A 17049-nucleotide genomic window follows, 5' to 3' on the forward strand; every position below is an offset into this window, starting at 1 on the left:
CCCGCCGCTCGTGTGACGGCGGGCATTTTCTCATCCGCCGCCTGTCAGTGAGCGACCGGTTGGCTCCTAAACGGAGCCCGGCAAATGCCACGCCCTGGCGCTGATTGCAGTACACTGGTCACCCGTCAAAGTTCTCGGACTCGAAATTGGCCGCTCTGTAGCCGACAATCTGCCCGAGATCGTCGCGCACAGTGACCTTGATCTCTTGGGCCTTGGGATCATGCGCGGCGTCGGCGGCCATGTCCCCCAATGCGCGCTCCGCTTCCTTGAGCGCGTGGGCATTGTCTGGGAACTCGGCCCCTATCGTATCATCATCCACGCGTCCGTCCGCTTGGTGGATGTCAAAAAAGTAGGTCGGCATTTCTCGGTCTCCTGCGTGATGGGCAGTGGAAACGAGCGCGCAGACCAAGTGTTGCAATGCCGTGATCGGTGTTGATCGGCTCAGCGATCAATTCTCTCAAGCAAATGTACGACGCCGACTTTCCCAAGACCGTCATTGAGCGCTCGTGGTTCGCGATGGCAATGCTGGCAATCTCAGCAACAGAGATCTAGCACCGCTTTTGGCGCACCTGAGGCGCTGCATCTTCTCGAGACAGCGCTTCGAGCGTCACCTGCGCCAAAACACCACCGGCAGGCGAGGCCACGGCAGGCCGCGAACCTGACGGCGAGATTACAATCGATGACACCAAAATATAACTGATAATTCAATCACTTATAGGAACCACAGGGTCGAACTGCCGTTTACGGCGTGGGGCTTGCAACACAGGAACCTAACAATGCGTAAACTTTCTCTACTTGCCTTCGCCGCTGCGATGTCCACCTCGACCATGGCTATCGCTCAGGAAGAGCTCATCAGCGTCGATCTGTCCGGGATCAGCGACGCGCTGGCCACTGAACTCAACATAGAGATCGATGATGTCCCCCAGACCATCGATCTGTCCGCAGATGTGGCAGCCGCAGTTTGCGGTGTTGAAGTGGCTACTTTGGAAGACAGCTGCGTGGCCATTACGACCACGGCCGATTTGATCGCCGCCATCGAGAATGATGATGACGATGGATCAATCGATGCCAATAGCGCGCGCGAATTTGCTCCTGGCCAGCAGGATGGTCCGGCCAAGGACTATGCGCCAGGTCAGCAGGATGGCGATGCCAAGGACAGCGCGCCTGGCCAGATGAAGAAGAGTGCCGACACTGACGGTGACGACAGCGCCGAAGACGACGACAGCACCGAAGACTAAATCTGGAGGGGAGCTCGGCCCTGCGCCGGACTCCCCACCCTCGGGAGGTCCACGACATGGTATACTTGTTGTTTTTTGTGGCGTTTTGGTTGATGGCCTTGGCGGCTGGTACAGCGTTGTTGCTTCCCACGCTCAACCATGAAGAGCGGGACCGGCAGGGGAAGCCCGAAAGGGCTCATGTATTGGCCAGCGGCAAGGTGATGCTGACGCAAAGCCCGCCCAACTCGCTTCGATAAAACGAGATCTGGCCGCGGTTGAGGGCGACAATCTCGCTGGCAATGGCCAATCCCAGCCCATTTCCCGGAGTGGCCTCGTCAAGCCGCTTGCCGCGTTGACCCAGCTCACACAGCGCTTCCGCCGGCACGCCTGGACCGTCATCAGAAATTTCGATCTGCACCCTTCCATCAGTAGCTGCGCTGCGGATGGTCACCTGAGACTGCGCCCATTTGGCAGCATTTTCGAGCGTGGTACCGATCAGCTCCATCAGGTCCTGCCGATGCACATCCACTTCGTGATCCTGTGGAAGATCGGCCAACCAATGGAGCACTTCGCCCCTTCCGGTCTTCTTGAGAACGGCAATTGTCCGAAGGATGGCGCTGTTGAGCGACGCGCGCTCACGGTGCTCGCTGTTGCGGAGGCGCAGGGTGCTTAGGCGCATCTGATAATCAACGCGCTTGGACATCTCGAAGGCCAGATCATCGAGCAGGTCGGCGTCGATTTCATTACCCTTCTCCCGAACCCTCATCGCAATGCCATGAAGCGCCGCCAGTGGTGTCTTGAGCCCGTGCGCCATATCGGACGCGCGCTGGCGGGTTCGTTCCATATTCGCCTCACGCTCATCAAGAAGCGCATTCACCTCATTTGCCAGGGGCCGTATTTCGGTGGGGAAATAGCCAGGCAGACGTGCGCTGCGTCCCTGTCGCACCGCATCGACGCCCTTCCTCAGCTTGTCGAGCGGGGCGAGGCCGAGACGCAATTGGAGCCATGCAGCCAACAGAATGATCACGCCAAGCAATGCGAACAGCCGAAGGGTGTCCCACAGAAACAAGCCTGCCGCCGCATGAACGGGTCCGTGATCCTCGCCGACGCTTAGCCGGACATCCTGCCCGCCGACGTCAATGGTGCGCGTATGATAGATGATGTGCCAATCGGTCCCGTCTTCAAAATGTCCCATGGACGTTTCATCCTGGGCCACCGGAAGAACCATGTCCCACAGCGAACGCGACCGGAGCATGGTTTGTGTTCCCAGTATCTCGATCTGCCAATAGCGTCCGCCCAGCGGTGTTTCGTACCGAGGGTCAGGCAGTTGGCTGGACAGGCCTGACTGCGGCGTATCGAGGTCGATCAAGGCGATGATCCGCGTCATGGCTGCCTCGAGATCTTGCCGCAATTCGCGTTCCAGGCTCGACACGAAAAGATACTGAAGAACCACAGCTGTGGCGGCGAGCGATCCGATGACCCAGAGCGTCGTGAGTGCCATCAGCCGCAGATTGAGCGAGTGCAGCCTCAATAGCCGTCGCCCAAGGTATAGCCGAAGCCACGGCGCGTTTTGATAACATCGCGTCCCAGGCGCTTTCTCACTCGGGCGACGAGAACCTCAACCGCATTGGAGTCGCGTTCATAATCCTGGCGATAAAGGTGCTCGGTTATCTCGAGTTGCGACACGACGCGACCGCGATTGTGCAATAGATACGAGACCAGCTTGAACTCTTGGGGACTAAGGTCGAGCGGCAGACCGTCCAAAGTGACTTGCAGGGTGCGAGCGTCGAGCTCATAGGGACCAAATTCCACGCGAGAGGATGCCAGTCCGCCGCTGCGCCTGATGAGTGCGCGAAGACGCGCGACAATCTCCATTATGTGGAAGGGCTTGACGACATAGTCATCAGCGCCCGCCTCGATGCCCTCGACACGCTCTTCCCACTGTCCGCGGGCGGTCAGAATGAGCACCGGCATAAGCCTTTTGGCTCTTCGCCACCGCTTGAGCACGGTTAGGCCATCCATTTGCGGCAAGCCAAGATCCAGCACAACGGCGTCGAAGTTTTCCGTCTCGCCACGATAGAGAGCGTTGTCGCCATCCCGCTCTCGTTCGACCCTGAAACCGGATTTGCTCAACGCCAATGTCAAAGTTTCAGAAATGTGGTCATCGTCCTCGCAGAGCAGGATGCGCATCATTCACTCTCCGATGGGGCGGCCGGAACGCGCGTAAAAATATTGGACCGAGAGGCGGTCGTCCCGATCGAGCATCTTGATGGCATAGACCAACATCTGTCCGACCCTGAGCAGCTCTGCGTCAACGATTTCACCGCCATTGCGTTGCCGAACAATCTCGGCCAGATCCGACAGTGGCAGCGCTTGCCGCGTCCGCACAACAGCCAGCGCCTGATCGGGCGTCAGCGTCTGCAACGCACCATCGCCGTTTTTCACCGAAAGGCCGTGGTTATTCCCCCCTCGGGCAGTCGAACTTGCTTCGCCGTTGACTTTGCTCAGTCCACCACTCGTGCCGCCGGCCCCGATGCCATCTGATATCCCAATACCAAGACTATCGCCGCGGCCGCTGGCCGTCCCGCTGCCATTGCCTTGAGAGCTGGGCGCGGCGCTGTTTCCATTGCCCTGAGCAAGGCTTGCCTCCGCACCCGCAAGAGCAAACAGCAGTACAAGAAGGAACCGTGTGAACATCGTCGCACCTTAACCAGCCGAACCTGACAAAACGCTGACAACCAGGAAAACTGGTTCGGCTATGTGTTTGCGCGTAAACAAGTGGCGTTGAGAGCCGTCAAATGTGTAACGCCGCACACCGTCGATTTTTGGCTTGTTTCTGGCGGTGAGGCTCTTGTCTTGGCCTGGTTTCTTTCGTCGATGGCAGCCGCCATCTACGCCATCGCTACTGGCCAGGCGTTTATCGATCCTGCTTCCCTGCGGACCCAAATAAAACGGCGGCTTCCGAAACCTCGGAAACCGCCGCAAATCTTGGTGGGCCCACCAGGACTCGAACCTGGAACCAGACCGTTATGAGCGGTCGGCTCTAACCATTGAGCTATAGGCCCCCGCCCGCGTCATAGCAGGGTCGTGGCGGCTGTCAAAGGCTCTGTGCAATGCTTCCCCGCCAACCGCGCCGGCTTTCATCCGCGAGCTTGTCCTGCGCGCCGCTGTGGCACCACGCCCCGTTCTCGCGCAGGGCACCCAGCAGCCCACCCGGGCTCCACCCAAGCCTGGCGCAACAAGCGACCACCCACCCAATCTTCGCATTTCACCATACCAGCAAATGCTCTATTCTGTTCGCTAGTCGCACAAACAACGGATAGCGCCCATGCGGGACGGAGACATCATCCATGGCCTGATGCGCGGGCTAGCGGTGATCGAGTGTTTCGATGAGGAGCATGCACGAATGTCGATCACCGATGTGGCCCAGCGCACCGGGCTCGAGCGCGCCACGGCGCGGCGCTGTCTGCTCACGCTCGCCCATCTCGGCTATGCGTCCTATGACGGTAAATTCTTCCAGCTGACCCCGCGCGTGCTCAATCTGGGTCATTCTTATCTGGCGGCCACGCCGCTGCCCAGGCTGATCCAGCCCTTTTTGGAGGAACTGGCGCACGCCACCAGCGAGAGCACCTCGGCGGCCGTCCTCGAAGGCCCCGATATCCTCTATGTGGCCCGCGCGTCGACACGGCGGGTCATGTCGATCAATTTGGGCGCCGGCGCGCGCTTGCCCGCCTATTGCACCTCGATGGGGCGCACGCTCCTCGCCGCCCTGCCGGCCGATGAAGCCCAGACTATTCTCGACCGCTCCGAAATCGTCGCCTATACCGAGCGCACCAAGGCTGATATGGCCACCATCACCACCGAGCTGGCGGTAGTTGCGGCCCAGGGTTTCGCCGTTATCGACCAGGAACTCGAACTCGGGCTCTGCTCGATTGCCGTGCCGCTCTACAATGCCGCCGGCCAGGTCGTCGCCGCTATCAATATCGGTGCCCAGACTGCCCGCGCCCCCACGTCGCGGATGATTGCCCACTTCCTGCCGCTGATGCGCAAGGTCCAGGCCGAGGTCCGCCCGCTCCTCCGCTAGCCGTCCGAAAACTGTTGCACTGGGCCGCTAGAGTGGGAGCCTGGAGTCGGGGGAAAAGTCTTTCTGCGCCGTCACAACGGCTGTCACGAAGCACCCACATCCAACCGTGGTGACCAATTTTATTGATCACCATCAACAATTAAGATCGTCACAAACCAGTCATACGACTGCAATAAAACTGTCGCGAGGCGCTCCTATGGTCTGCCGCGTCACAGGGCGGCCCACAAGCTGGCTGGCCATGTTTGCAAATGAATTCCGGAAGGGACATTCCATGAAGACCGCACTCTACGCCAGTGCCGCCGTTCTCGCTCTCGCAGCGTTCGGCACCACCGCTGCCTACGCCCAGTCGCGCGACACCATCCAGATTGCCGGCTCCTCGACCGTGCTGCCGTTCGCCTCCATCGTGGCTGAAGAATTTGGCGCCGTGTTCCCCGAGTTCAAAACCCCCGTCGTTGGTTCGGGTGGTTCCTCGGGCGGTTTGAAGCAGTTCTGTGAAGGCATCGGCGAGACCTTTATCGACATCGCCAATTCCTCGCGCCCGATCAAGGACAGCGAACGCGAAGCTTGCGCCGCTGCCGGCGTTTCCGACATCCGCGAAATTCAGTTTGGTTTCGACGGCATCGTGTTCGCCACCTCGTCCGACAAGGCCGATTTTGCCCTCACCCCGCTCCATGTCTACAAGGCCATTGCGGCTCAGGTGCCGGTCGATGGCGTCATGGTCGACAATCCCTACACCAACTGGTCCGAAATTGACGCGGCCCTGCCCGATCAGCCGATCATGCTGGCTATCCCGGGTTCCAATCATGGCACCCGCGAAGTCTTCCAGGAGAAGGTTGTCTCGGCCGGTTGTGAAGCTGCCGAACTGCCCGAAGGCCACGCCGAAGACGCTTGCTCGACCCTGCGTCAGGACGTCGTCGTTGAAATCGCTGGCGACTACACCGAAACTCTGGCTCGCCTGACTGCCAACCCCGACACCGTCGGCGTGTTCGGCCTGTCGTTCTACGACCAGAACCGCGACACTCTCAAGGTTGCTACCGTTGACGGCGTCACGCCTTCGCTCGAGACCATCGCTGCCGGTGAATACCCCGTGTCGCGTCCGCTGTTCTTCTACGTCAAGGGCGAGCACATCGGCGTCATCCCGGGCATCGAAGAATACGTTCAGTTCTTCCTCTCCGACGTGATGACGGGCAATGGCGGCACTCTGGAAGCCGCTGGTCTGATCCCGCAGCCGGCCGAAAAGACCGCTGAAGTCCTGTCCGCTTTCACTGGCATGTAAGCAAACGACCCGGGCCGCACCTTGCGTGCGGCCCGACCCTCTCTCGCAGCAAGGTGAGCGTCCATGAATTCCATGATTATTGCTGGCCTGCTGCTTGTTCTGCTCGGCTTGTCCTATCAGACGGGCTGGTCCAAGGGACGCGGATTGTCCGCCGCCAATTCCGGCGTCAACGTCCACTCCCGGCCACAATATCATGCTGCCCGCGTCGCCATCTGGACCCTAGTCCCGGCGTTGGTCATCCTGGCGCTGTGGATGGCCTTCGGCCCGGGCATCACCCGCGGCTACATCGTCTCCCAAATTCCGGTCGATATCCTGACGGCACTTGACCAGGGTGGTCTCACCGCCACCATCCAGCGCATCGGCGCCCTGGCTTCGGGCTATGGTGTCGCCGGCGAAATCCAGCCCTTCGAGCAGTCTGCCGCCGACGCGCTGCGCAATTTCCAGACCATCACCTTCCTCGCCATGATCGCCGCTGCCGCCGGGCTGGCCATTCTGGCGCTGCTCTATGCGCGTTCGAGGATTTCGCCCCGCCTGCGCGCCCGCAATGATGTCGAAGTGGTCATCACGACCCTCCTGATTTTCTGCTCGGCCGTGGCCATCATGACCACGATTGGCATCGTGCTGTCGCTGGCCTCCGAAGCGCTGCGTTTCTTCTCGTTCATCAATCCGGTCGACTTCTTCTTCGGCACGGTGTGGAACCCCAGTTTCTCCACCACCGCGACACAGGACTATGGCGACTATGGCCTCTTGCCGCTGCTGACCGGCACCCTCTGGGTTGCCGCAATAGCCTCGCTGGTCGCCGTGCCCATCGGATTGATGACCGCGATCTACCTGTCGCAATATGCGCCCCGCCGCGTGCGCGCGGTGATCAAGCCGGTCATCGAAATTCTCGCCGGCATCCCCACCATCGTCTATGGCTTCTTTGCCCTGGTCACGGTCGGGCCGTTCCTGGCTGGCGTGGGCAATGTCATCGGCGTCGACATCAGCGCCACCAGCGCCCTGACTGCCGGTCTGGTGATGGGCATCATGATCATTCCCTTCATTTCATCGCTCAGCGACGACATCCTCAACCAGGTGCCGCTAGCCATGCGCGACGGCTCCTATGGCCTTGGCGCCACCCAGTCCGAAACGATCCGCAATGTGCTGCTTCCGGCCGCCCTGCCCGGCATTGTCGGTGCGTTCCTGCTGGCTGTCAGCCGCGCCATCGGCGAAACCATGATCGTGGTGCTGGCGGCGGGCAATAGCCCGGTGCTGCGCGGAACCCCGCTCGAGCCGATCTCGACGATCACGGTTTCCATCGTCAACCAGCTCACCGGCGACAGCGACTTTGCCGGCCCGCAGTCTCTGGTCGCCTTCGCCCTGGGCCTGACGCTCTTTGTCATCACCCTCCTTCTCAATATCGTGGCGCTCTACATCGTGCGCCGCTTCCGGGAGCAGTACGAATAATGACCGATCAAACCGCTCCCGCCGCCAAGCAGCCGACCCAGCGCACGCTGCAGATCCGCGCCAGCCTGCGTCGCCGCCACCTCAGCGAACAGATCTTCCGCATCATGGGCATTATCGCCATCTGCGCGGCCCTGGGCTTTGTCGCCCTGCTGTTCACCGATGTGCTGCGCAAGGGCATCCCCGCCTTCCATCAGGCAACCCTGCATCTCGACATCACCTTCGATCCCGAGATCATCGGCGTCGATCCGGCACCGGTGCAGATCGCCGGACAGTCGGCGGCCGATTTCAATGCCGCGCAATTGGCCTGGCAGCGCAACGTCGCCATGCTGAACTGGAACAATGTCATTACCGCCGCCATGACCGAAGCCGCCCCCGAGGGCTTCGAGATTGACAGCCGCGCCCTGCTCGCCATTCCCGAAACCAATGCCCGCCATGTCGTGCGCGAAGCTTTCGTGGCCGATCCGTCGCTCCTGGGCCAGACCCACCGTTTCGACCTGCTTGCCTCGGCCAATGTCGATAACTGGGTCAAGGGCAACATCGATCGGTCACTCGACGATAGCCGCCAGCAGCTTCCCGCCGACACCCGTGGGCTGGTCGATATCCTGGTCGAGAACGGCACCATCACCCAGGATTTTGCCTGGGGCCTGTTCACCAATGTCGATAGCCGCGCCGCCCCTGCCTCGGCGGGCCTTGCCGGTGCCTTCATGGGCTCGCTCTACATGATGCTCGTGGTGATCGTCCTGGCCGTACCCATCGGCGTCGCCAGCGCCATCTACCTTGAGGAATTCGCCCCCAAGTCGCGCCTCACCGACCTGATCGAGGTCAATATCAACAACCTCGCCGCCGTGCCCTCCATCGTCTTCGGCCTGCTCGGTGCCGCGGTATTCATCAACTTCTTCGGTCTGCCCCGCTCGGCCCCTCTGGTCGGCGGCCTGGTGCTGACCCTGATGACCCTGCCCACCATCATCATCGCCACCCGCGCGGCGCTTCAGGCCGTCTCGCCCGCCCTGCGCCAGGCCGCGCTCGGCCTCGGCGCTTCCAAGACGCAGATGGTGTTCCACCACGTCCTGCCGGTGACCTTCCCCTCGATCCTGACCGCCACCATCATTGGCGTTGCCCAGGCGCTTGGCGAAACCGCACCGCTGCTGCTGATCGGCATGAACGCCTTCGTTGCCTCGATCCCCGGATCTCCCGTCGATCAGGCCACGGCGCTCCCCGTGCAGATCTTTCTCTGGCAGGGCAATGAAAACCGAAACTTCTTTGAAGCGCGTACATCCGCAGCCATCATGGTCCTGCTGGGCCTGATGATCCTACTCAACGCCGTCGCCATCTTCCTGCGCACTCGCCTGGAGCGCCGCGCATGACCAATACGGAGAACGCCAAAATGGATATGGTTGCCAGCAAGATTATGACAACGCAGCAATCCGTGAGCGCCGCCATGAACCCCATCGACAGCCTTGAGCGCCAGCTTCGCCTCACCGCCCGTGACGTCACCGTCCACTACGGTGCCAAGCAGGCGCTGCATGGGATTTCCATCGACATCCCGGACCGCGCCGTCACCTCCTTCATCGGGCCTTCGGGCTGCGGCAAGTCGACCTTCCTGCGCTGCATCAACCGCATGAACGACACCATCGAAGGCGCCAGGGTTGGCGGCACGATCAAGCTTGATGGCGAGGACATCTACGATCCCAGCCTCGACGTGGTCGAGCTGCGCGCCCGCATCGGCATGGTATTCCAGAAGCCCAACCCCTTCCCCAAGTCGATCTTTGACAACGTCGCCTATGGCCCGCGCATTCACGGCCTCGCCAAATCCAAGGCCGACCTTGAGGAGATTGTCGTCTCCTCGCTGCGCAAGGCGGGCCTGTTCGAGGAGGTCAAGGATCGCCTCAGCGAGCCCGGCACCGGCCTCTCGGGTGGCCAGCAGCAGCGCCTCTGCATCGCCCGCGCCATCGCCGTCGGCCCGGAAGTGATCCTCATGGACGAGCCCTGCTCCGCCCTCGACCCGATCGCCACCGCCATCATCGAGGAACTGATCGACGAGCTGCGCGAGAACTATACCATCGTCATCGTCACCCACTCGATGCAGCAGGCCGCCCGCGTCAGCCAGAAGACCGCCTTCTTCCACCTGGGCAATCTGATCGAACATGGCGACACCGAAGACATCTTCACCAACCCGGTGAACAAGCAGACCCAGGACTACATCATGGGCCGCATCGGCTAAGCCGCAGGCGAGAGGAACAACCATGCCAAACACCGGCACCGACCATATCGTTACCTCCTACAATGCCGAGCTGGCCACGCTCGCCCAGGCGATTGCCGAAATGGGCGGCCAGGTGGAGCTGGCTGTCGAAAACGGCACCCGCGCGCTCCTCAAGCTCGACCGCGAGCTGGCCGATCTCACCATCATTGCCGACCAGCGCATCGATGACATGCAGCGCAACATCGATGAAATGGCCGTCTCCATGATCGCCCGGCGCCAGCCCATGGCCAGCGACCTGCGCGCCATCATCACCTCGATCCACGTTGCCTCCGACCTCGAACGCATCGGTGACATGGCCAAGCAATTGGCCCGCCGCTCATTGAAGCTTGAAGGCATCAACCTGCAGCCCACCTTCTACAATGGCGTCAAGAACATGACGGCCCTGGTGCTCAAGCAGGTCAAGGACGCACTCGACGCCTATGGCAATCGCGAAGCCGCTGCCTCGGTGGATGTGTGCAACCGCGATGACGAGGTTGACGCCATGTACACCTCGCTGTTCCGCGAACTGCTCACTTACATGCTCGAGGATCCGCGCAACATCACAACCTGCACCCACCTGCTGTTCTGCGCCAAGAGCCTGGAACGCGTGGGCGACCACGCCACCAATATCGCCGAGCGCGCCTATTACCTTGCTACCGGCAAGCAGCTGACCAGTGACGTCCAGGAACTGCAGCGCCAGCAGATCAAGGCTTAGGCGGGTAACCCCGAGCCAGCGGCCCAACCCCCACCCCGGCCCTCCCCCCAAGGAGGGAGGGCACAATTGAAGCGTCGGACCTGACATAGGCCGCCGAATGACGGAGCACATCATGCCCGCGACGATTCTCGTTGTCGAAGATGAAGGCGATATCGCCATCCTGCTGCGCTACAATCTCGAAGCCGAAGGGTATCGCGTGGTCACGGCCGAAAGCGGCGACGAGGCCCAGCACGCCATCGCCGAAAAGCTTCCCGACCTGATCCTGCTCGATTGGATGCTGCCCGAAATTTCCGGCATCGAGCTGTGCCGGCGTCTCCGCGCCCGCGATGAAACCGCTCGCGTGCCGATCATCATGCTCACCGCCCGTGGCGAAGAAGAAGAGCGCGTGCGCGGCCTTTCCACCGGCGCCGACGACTATGTGGTCAAGCCCTTCTCGGTCCCCGAACTGATCGCCCGCATCCAGGCCCTGCTGCGCCGCGCCAACCCCAACCTGGTGACCGCCGCCCTCAAGGTCGGCGACCTCGAACTCGACCGCACCACCCACCGCGTCCGCCGCGCGGCCCGCGATGTTCACCTCGGCCCTACCGAATATCGCCTGCTCGAATACCTCATGCGCCATCCCGGCCGCGTCTATTCTCGCGAACAGCTGCTCGATGGCGTCTGGGGCAATGACGTTTATGTTGACGAACGCACCGTCGACGTCCACATCGGCCGCCTCCGCCGCGCCATCAACCGCGGCAAGGAATCCGACCCCATCCGCACCGTCCGCGGCGCCGGCTACGCCTTCGATGAAAGGTTCGCCGCGAACGCTTGAATGGGGTGGTTTTCTGTCTGTCGGCTTTTGCCCTGGCAGACAATAAAGCCGCCGTGTGACCAACGACCTGGTTCGTCGCGTCTATGAACACCGAGAAGGGCTGGTGTCGGGCTACCCCAAGGCGCGTGACATCAAGCGGCTTGTCTATTTTGAACAATTTGGTGAGATCGGCATGGCCATTCAGCGCGAAACCTCGCTCAAGCGCTGGTACAGCCGCTGGAAGCAAGACCTGATCGAGCAGCATAACCCGGAATGGCGCGATCTCTGGGACGAAATCAGCAAGTGAAGAGCCCTCGGGTCAAGCCCGAGGGTGACGTGCGGTGGGTGGTGAAGCAGACGGTTTCACGATCAAGGATTAACCGCGCCAGTGTCTGAAACGGGGTCGGGATCTGCCGTCCAGACATATCCACCAGTACCGCCCACCCACCGCCCGTCCTCCTCGGCCTTGAGCCGAGGGCTCTGCACTTCTGGCTGCCGGAAGCTTGGTCATGCTTAGGTTACAACCAGCAGGCGACGCCTTCCCCGGCCCAATCGCGGGAATGACATCGCCAAGAAACGACAACGGGGCCCGAAGGCCCCGCTGCACAATCTTGTTCCCGGGCGGTCAGCCTGCGGCAGTATAGGCCGTCTTGACCACGGTGAAGAACTCGGCCGCATACTTGCCCTGCTCGCGCGGGCCATAGGACGAGCCCTTGCGCCCGCCGAACGGCACGTGGAAATCGACACCAGCGGTGGGCACATTGACCATCACCATGCCGGCTTCGGCATTGCGCTTGAAGTGTGTGGCGTATTTGAGCGAGGTCGTGACAATGCCGGCCGAAAGGCCGAATTCGGTGTCATTGGCCGTGGCCAGGGCCTCTTCATAGTCCTTGACCTTGATGACCGCCGCCACTGGGCCGAAGATTTCCTCGCGGGCGATGCGCATGGAATTGGTAGCTCCCACGAACAGGGCCGGCTGCAGGAAGTGGCCTTCGGTCGGCGCATTGACGCGATTGCCGCCGGCGCGCAGTTCGGCGCCTTCGCTACGCCCGATGTCGATATAATCCATGTCCTGCTTGAGCTGGCTCGGGTCGACCACCGGACCGATCTCGGTGTCCTTGGCAAGGGCATCGCCAACGCGCAGGTTCTTGGTGCGCTCGCAAAGGGCATCAACAAATGCGTCGTGAATGCCTTCGGTCACGATCACGCGGCTCGACGCCGTGCAGCGCTGCCCGGTCGAGAAGAAGGCCGACTGCGCCACGGTCTCGACAGCGACCTTGAGGTCGGCATCGTCAAGCACGATGGTCGGGTTCTTGCCGCCCATTTCGAGCTGGAACTTGCGACCAACTTCAATCGACGCTGCCGCCACGCGCTTGCCCGTGCCCACAGAGCCGGTAAAGCTGACGGCATTGACGTCCTTGCTGTCGAGCATGGTCTGCCCGACCACCGAACCCTTGCCCATGACAAGATTGACGACGCCCTTGGGCAGGCCGGCACGCACCAGAATATCGACAATCGCCCAGGTCGACCCTGGCACCAGGTCCGCCGGCTTGATCACGACGGTATTGCCATAGGCCAGCGCCGGGGCCATTTTCCAGGCCGGAATAGCGATGGGGAAATTCCACGGCGTGATGATGCCGATAACACCAATCGGCTCGCGGGTGATTTCGACACCAACGCCCGGACGCACCGACGGCAGCACTTCACCGGCAAGGCGCAGCACTTCCCCGGCAAAGAAATCAAAGATCTGCGCAGCGCGGGTCACTTCGCCAATGCCCTCGGGCAGCGTCTTGCCCTCTTCCCGGCTCAGCAGCTCGCCCAGTTCCTGCTTGCGCGCCAGGATTTCCTGGGCGGTCTTGGAAAGGATCGCATGGCGCTCCAGAATGCCCGAGCGCGACCAGGCCGGGAAAGCGGCCTTGGCGGCCGCGATTGCCCGCTTGGTTTCCTCGGCCGTGGCGCGGGCATACACGCCCACCACTTCCTGGATGTTGGAGGGGTTGATGTTCTCGACCCCATCCGAGCCGACCCATTCGCCGTCGATCAGGTTCTTGTGCAATTGCGTCATGGAAAGGCCTTTCGATTGGTGCGCCAGGGAGGAGGCGGCGCGAATTTAGAGAAGGTTTGCCCGTGCAAGGTCACGCAGCAAGTGGCTGGTGCCATAGGTCCAGGGCGGACATTTGGTGGAGAGGTTCACGACGTTGGTAAGCCTACCCAGCGTCGGTGTCGAAATGGAGACGACGTCGCCCAGCTTGTGGGTAAAGCCCTTGCCGTCGCCGTCGCGATCCTTCACCGGCGCGAACATGGTGCCCAGGTAGAGCACCAGCCCATCGGGATATTGATGATGCTCACCCAGGGTCGCCGCAACCAGCGATTCCGGGGTGCGCGAGATTTGCGCCATATTGGATTGGCCTTCGAGCACGAAGCCATCCGTGCCTTCCACGCGCAACGCGATTTCGGCCTGCTTGATGGTCTCAAGCGTGAACGCGCCCTCGAACAGGCGCAGGAATGGCCCGAGCGAAGCCGAGGCATTATTGTCCTTGGCCTTGCCCAGCAGCAGCGCCGAGCGGCCTTCAACGTCGCGCAGGTTGACGTCATTGCCCAGCGTCGCGCCGATGATGTCGCCCGTGCTGGTCACCAGCAGCGCCACTTCCGGCTCGGGATTGTTCCAGCGCGAAATCGGGTGCAGGCCCACCTCGGCGCCATAACCCACCGCGCTCATCACCTGGCCCTTGGTGAAGATTTCCGCGTCTGGGCCGATGCCGACTTCCAGATACTGGCTCCACACACCCTTCTCGATCAGCGCCGCCTTGACCTTCATCGCCGCGTCCGACCCTGGCACCAATTGCGAAAGGTCGGTACCGATGAGGTCCAGGATTTCCCCGCGCAGCGCCTCGGCGCGCGAATTATCGCCACGCGCCTGCTCCTCGATCACCCGCTCGAGCAGCGACACCACAAAGGTCACGCCCGATGCCTTGATGGCTTGCAGGTCAATCGGGCACAAAAGGCGCGGCAAGTCGTCCGAGCCGGCGCTGGCATTGGCCATCACACCCGCCATCTCGCCGACGGCGCGGCCCGGAGCGGTGCGAACATGCTCGGCGGCGCGGCCACTTTCGGCAATATCGCGCACCGTCGCCATGCCGCGGGCGGTAATGTCGACCAACTGGCCATCGCGCACGGTCACGATGCGCGGATGATCAAATCCCGGCACCATGGCCCGTCCAAGAAGAACGCCCTCGGGAATGTCGTTTACGCTCATGAATAGCCCCCTGACATGTCAGCATTTGACTAGCCCACGCCACGGGCCAAGAGCAAGCGCCGATGCTTATAAGTCATACTTTTTGCCCACACCAGCCCCACCCCGCTTCGTTCAACTCCGGTTCATCTGCGCCGCAATACTGACGCAATACCTCGGGACATCTGAGCCCCGAATTCGACCCAAGGAGTCTTCCATGCGTGCCCTCAGCGTCCTCGCCCCCTTCGCTCTGCTTGCCTCTGTCCTGCCCGCCTATGCAGGCACCATCGCCATCGAGGGACGCGGCGAAGTGCGCGCGGCTCCCGATATGGCCACCATCAATTCGGGCGTCACCAGCCAGGGCGCGACCGCCCGTGAAGCGCTCGATGCCAATACCACCGCCATGAATGAGCTTATCGCCGCGCTCAAGGAAGCCGGCATCGAGGCGCGAGACATCCAGACCTCCGGCTTTTCGGTCAATCCCAACTATGTCTATTCCGACGCCCGCGACGACCTGGGCTATTCGCTGCCCCCGCGCATCAATGGCTACCAGGTATCCAATTCGGTGACGGTTGTGGTGCGCGACCTCGAAAATCTCGGCGCCATCCTCGACAAGTCCGTCACTGTGGGCGCCAATACCGTCAATGGCGTCAGCTTCTCGGTTGCCGACCCGTCCGAGCTGCTCGACGAAGCCCGCAAGGCCGCTTTCGCCAATGCAAGGGACAAGGCCGAGCTCTATGCCGGTGTCGCCGATGCAACACTGGGCGAACTTGTTTCGATTTCCGAGCAGCAGACCTTTGATGCGCCCCAGCCCTACCCCATGTACGCCCGTGCCGAGATGTCGGCATCTGCACCGGTGCCGGTCGAAGCGGGCGAGATGAGCTTTGCCATTACCGTCAACGTGTCGTGGGATTTGAACAACAGCGCCGACTAATCGGTGCACAAAACGCGACTTCGCCATGTTTTGGCCAAACCCGAACGGCCAATCGCGCGTTGTTACATTTCAGGGGCGGGTCGCGTGTCGACCTGCCCGTGAGCTCCCGATCCCCTCTCAAGAGGGGGCTTGGGCGGTGGGGGCGATTCCACCGTAGTCAAGTGCGCCCCCACCAACCCCAAACCGGCGGCTACGCCGCCAAATCGCTCCGGCGGAGCGATTTGAGGTTTGGGGCCATGAGAGCTACGCTCAAATGGCAAGCACCGGCCGCTGAGGCCCGTTACCCCAGCACCACTTTCCACAGCATGTTCAACCCCACCGCGATAAGAAACGCGGCGAACACATATTTCAGCGTCCTCTGGTCCATCCGATGCGCCAGCGCCGCGCCCCAGGGCGCGCAGACGGCGGCCAGCACGCCCACCAGAGCCAGCGCCAAAAGGTTGATGTAGCCGATACTGAGCGGCGGCCGGTCTTCGACACTCCAGCCCGAAATCAGGAAGCCCGCCGTGCCGGAGAGGGCGATCGCCACCCCAATGGCCGCAGATGTGCCCACTGCCTTGTGCATGCTGTGGCCGAAGGCCACCAGCGTCGGTACGGTCAGCGAGCCGCCGCCGATACCCATCAGCGATGAAATATAGCCCACCACAAATGCCGAGATACGATGTGTCGGCGCCGACCCCTTGAGGTGCCCCATCAATCGGGTCTGGAAGGCAAAGATGATATTGGCAGCGATGACAAAGGCCATGACCGCAAAGACAATGCGCAGCACGTCACCCGAATAGAAGCCGGCCATCAGCCCGCCCACGAAGGTGCCCACAACGATAAACGGCGCCCAAAGCTTGAGCACCTCCATATCCAGCGCTCCGCGCTTGTGATGGGCTCGTGCGCTCATGACGCCGGTTGGAATGATGATTGCGAGCGAAGTGCCCACCGCCACATGCTGCACCACTTCGGGATCATAGCCCATCAGCAGCAGGGCATTGCTGAGCGCCGGGACGATCACTGCCCCACCACCAATCCCCAGGAGGCCTGCCGCTATGCCCGACACAATGCCGGTCGCCATCATGCCCAGCACGAACGGCCAATAGCCGACGAGGCTGCTCCAATCCATTG

The 17049-nt window shown here is 61.7% G+C and carries 17 protein-coding genes and 1 tRNA gene; 10 read left to right on the forward strand and 8 right to left on the reverse strand.

The features are described 5' to 3' along the window. Positions 1 to 118: 118 nt before the first annotated feature. Positions 119 to 361: a DUF6894 family protein gene (locus NIM87_RS09675; RefSeq protein WP_254674454.1), complete on the reverse strand. Its 243-nt coding sequence runs from the start codon at positions 359 to 361 to the stop codon at positions 119 to 121. A 415-nt stretch (positions 362 to 776) separates the two neighbouring features. Between NIM87_RS09675 and NIM87_RS09680 the strand changes: the two genes are divergently transcribed. Further along, positions 777 to 1238, forward strand: coding sequence for a hypothetical protein (locus tag NIM87_RS09680; protein ID WP_254674455.1), 462 nt, complete (start codon positions 777 to 779; stop codon positions 1236 to 1238). Between the two features lie 175 nt (positions 1239 to 1413). Here the strand turns inward: NIM87_RS09680 and NIM87_RS09685 are convergent, their stop codons facing one another. From NIM87_RS09685 to NIM87_RS09700, 4 genes are all read right to left on the reverse strand, one after another. Next, entirely contained in the window at positions 1414 to 2748 is a 1335-nt protein-coding gene (locus tag NIM87_RS09685) for a sensor histidine kinase (protein ID WP_254674456.1), read from the reverse strand. Beyond that, the gene (locus tag NIM87_RS09690; RefSeq protein WP_254674803.1) at positions 2745 to 3407 is read right to left on the reverse strand and encodes a response regulator transcription factor; all 663 of its coding nucleotides are present in this window, start codon (positions 3405 to 3407) and stop codon (positions 2745 to 2747) included. Before NIM87_RS09690 ends, NIM87_RS09685 begins: the two co-directional genes overlap by 4 nt. Positions 3408 to 3410: 3 nt before the next feature. After that, a complete protein-coding gene (locus NIM87_RS09695; protein WP_254674457.1) occupies positions 3411 to 3662 on the reverse strand; it encodes a PepSY domain-containing protein in 252 nt (83 codons plus the stop codon). 544 nt (positions 3663 to 4206) lie between these two features. After that, positions 4207 to 4282: transfer RNA gene (locus NIM87_RS09700), tRNA-Ile, on the reverse strand. A gap of 263 nt (positions 4283 to 4545) precedes the next feature. On the opposite strand from NIM87_RS09700, the gene NIM87_RS09705 reads away from it, so the two are divergent. The 8 genes from NIM87_RS09705 to NIM87_RS09740 all read left to right on the forward strand — a co-directional run bounded on the left by NIM87_RS09705 (position 4546) and on the right by NIM87_RS09740 (position 12077). Next, positions 4546 to 5301, forward strand: a complete 756-nt coding sequence (locus tag NIM87_RS09705) for an IclR family transcriptional regulator domain-containing protein (RefSeq protein ID WP_254674458.1) — start codon at positions 4546 to 4548, stop codon at positions 5299 to 5301. Positions 5302 to 5572: 271 nt separating this feature from the next. Further along, positions 5573 to 6577, forward strand: a complete 1005-nt coding sequence (locus NIM87_RS09710; RefSeq protein WP_254674459.1) for a substrate-binding domain-containing protein — start codon at positions 5573 to 5575, stop codon at positions 6575 to 6577. Between the two features lie 63 nt (positions 6578 to 6640). Further along, a complete protein-coding gene (pstC, locus tag NIM87_RS09715; protein ID WP_254674460.1) occupies positions 6641 to 8023 on the forward strand; it encodes a phosphate ABC transporter permease subunit PstC in 1383 nt (460 codons plus the stop codon). Then, the gene (pstA, locus tag NIM87_RS09720) at positions 8023 to 9387 is read left to right on the forward strand and encodes a phosphate ABC transporter permease PstA (protein ID WP_254674461.1); all 1365 of its coding nucleotides are present in this window, start codon (positions 8023 to 8025) and stop codon (positions 9385 to 9387) included. Before pstC ends, pstA begins: the two co-directional genes overlap by 1 nt. A gap of 74 nt (positions 9388 to 9461) precedes the next feature. Continuing rightward, on the forward strand, positions 9462 to 10244 hold the full coding sequence (gene pstB / locus NIM87_RS09725) for a phosphate ABC transporter ATP-binding protein PstB (RefSeq protein WP_254674804.1): 783 nt from the start codon (positions 9462 to 9464) through the stop codon (positions 10242 to 10244). A gap of 22 nt (positions 10245 to 10266) precedes the next feature. Then, positions 10267 to 10977, forward strand: coding sequence for a phosphate signaling complex protein PhoU (phoU, locus tag NIM87_RS09730; protein ID WP_254674462.1), 711 nt, complete (start codon positions 10267 to 10269; stop codon positions 10975 to 10977). 112 nt (positions 10978 to 11089) lie between these two features. Then, complete coding sequence (phoB, locus tag NIM87_RS09735) at positions 11090 to 11791, forward strand: phosphate regulon transcriptional regulator PhoB (protein WP_254674463.1); 702 nt, start codon at positions 11090 to 11092, stop codon at positions 11789 to 11791. Between the two features lie 55 nt (positions 11792 to 11846). After that, the gene (locus tag NIM87_RS09740; RefSeq protein ID WP_254674464.1) at positions 11847 to 12077 is read left to right on the forward strand and encodes a GIY-YIG nuclease family protein; all 231 of its coding nucleotides are present in this window, start codon (positions 11847 to 11849) and stop codon (positions 12075 to 12077) included. A gap of 318 nt (positions 12078 to 12395) precedes the next feature. Here the strand turns inward: NIM87_RS09740 and NIM87_RS09745 are convergent, their stop codons facing one another. After that, a complete protein-coding gene (locus tag NIM87_RS09745; RefSeq protein WP_254674465.1) occupies positions 12396 to 13835 on the reverse strand; it encodes an aldehyde dehydrogenase family protein in 1440 nt (479 codons plus the stop codon). A 45-nt stretch (positions 13836 to 13880) separates the two neighbouring features. Beyond that, positions 13881 to 15026 (reverse strand): fumarylacetoacetate hydrolase family protein, encoded by a 1146-nt coding sequence (locus tag NIM87_RS09750; RefSeq protein WP_254674466.1) that lies wholly within the window; start codon positions 15024 to 15026, stop codon positions 13881 to 13883. Positions 15027 to 15219: 193 nt separating this feature from the next. Here NIM87_RS09750 and NIM87_RS09755 point away from each other — a divergent pair, with 193 nt between their 5' ends. Then, positions 15220 to 15936 (forward strand): SIMPL domain-containing protein, encoded by a 717-nt coding sequence (locus NIM87_RS09755; protein WP_254674467.1) that lies wholly within the window; start codon positions 15220 to 15222, stop codon positions 15934 to 15936. A 280-nt stretch (positions 15937 to 16216) separates the two neighbouring features. Here the strand turns inward: NIM87_RS09755 and NIM87_RS09760 are convergent, their stop codons facing one another. Beyond that, positions 16217 to 17047, reverse strand: coding sequence for a sulfite exporter TauE/SafE family protein (locus tag NIM87_RS09760; RefSeq protein ID WP_254674468.1), 831 nt, complete (start codon positions 17045 to 17047; stop codon positions 16217 to 16219). Positions 17048 to 17049 lie beyond the last annotated feature (2 nt).

Source organism: Devosia ureilytica (genome assembly GCF_024273195.1).
In the GTDB taxonomy this organism is placed as follows: domain Bacteria; phylum Pseudomonadota; class Alphaproteobacteria; order Rhizobiales; family Devosiaceae; genus Devosia; species Devosia ureilytica.

Coding starts and splice junctions, on each gene's coding strand:
- NIM87_RS09675 (WP_254674454.1), bottom strand. CDS start 361: ATGCCGACCTACTTTTTTGACATCCACCAAGCGGACGGACGCGTGGAT.
- NIM87_RS09680 (WP_254674455.1), top strand. CDS start 777: ATGCGTAAACTTTCTCTACTTGCCTTCGCCGCTGCGATGTCCACCTCG.
- NIM87_RS09690 (WP_254674803.1), bottom strand. CDS start 3,407: ATGCGCATCCTGCTCTGCGAGGACGATGACCACATTTCTGAAACTTTG.
- NIM87_RS09705 (WP_254674458.1), top strand. CDS start 4,546: ATGCGGGACGGAGACATCATCCATGGCCTGATGCGCGGGCTAGCGGTG.
- NIM87_RS09710 (WP_254674459.1), top strand. CDS start 5,573: ATGAAGACCGCACTCTACGCCAGTGCCGCCGTTCTCGCTCTCGCAGCG.
- pstC (WP_254674460.1), top strand. CDS start 6,641: ATGAATTCCATGATTATTGCTGGCCTGCTGCTTGTTCTGCTCGGCTTG.
- pstA (WP_254674461.1), top strand. CDS start 8,023: ATGACCGATCAAACCGCTCCCGCCGCCAAGCAGCCGACCCAGCGCACG.
- pstB (WP_254674804.1), top strand. CDS start 9,462: ATGAACCCCATCGACAGCCTTGAGCGCCAGCTTCGCCTCACCGCCCGT.
- phoU (WP_254674462.1), top strand. CDS start 10,267: ATGCCAAACACCGGCACCGACCATATCGTTACCTCCTACAATGCCGAG.
- phoB (WP_254674463.1), top strand. CDS start 11,090: ATGCCCGCGACGATTCTCGTTGTCGAAGATGAAGGCGATATCGCCATC.
- NIM87_RS09745 (WP_254674465.1), bottom strand. CDS start 13,835: ATGACGCAATTGCACAAGAACCTGATCGACGGCGAATGGGTCGGCTCG.
- NIM87_RS09750 (WP_254674466.1), bottom strand. CDS start 15,026: ATGAGCGTAAACGACATTCCCGAGGGCGTTCTTCTTGGACGGGCCATG.
- NIM87_RS09755 (WP_254674467.1), top strand. CDS start 15,220: ATGCGTGCCCTCAGCGTCCTCGCCCCCTTCGCTCTGCTTGCCTCTGTC.
- NIM87_RS09760 (WP_254674468.1), bottom strand. CDS start 17,047: ATGGATTGGAGCAGCCTCGTCGGCTATTGGCCGTTCGTGCTGGGCATG.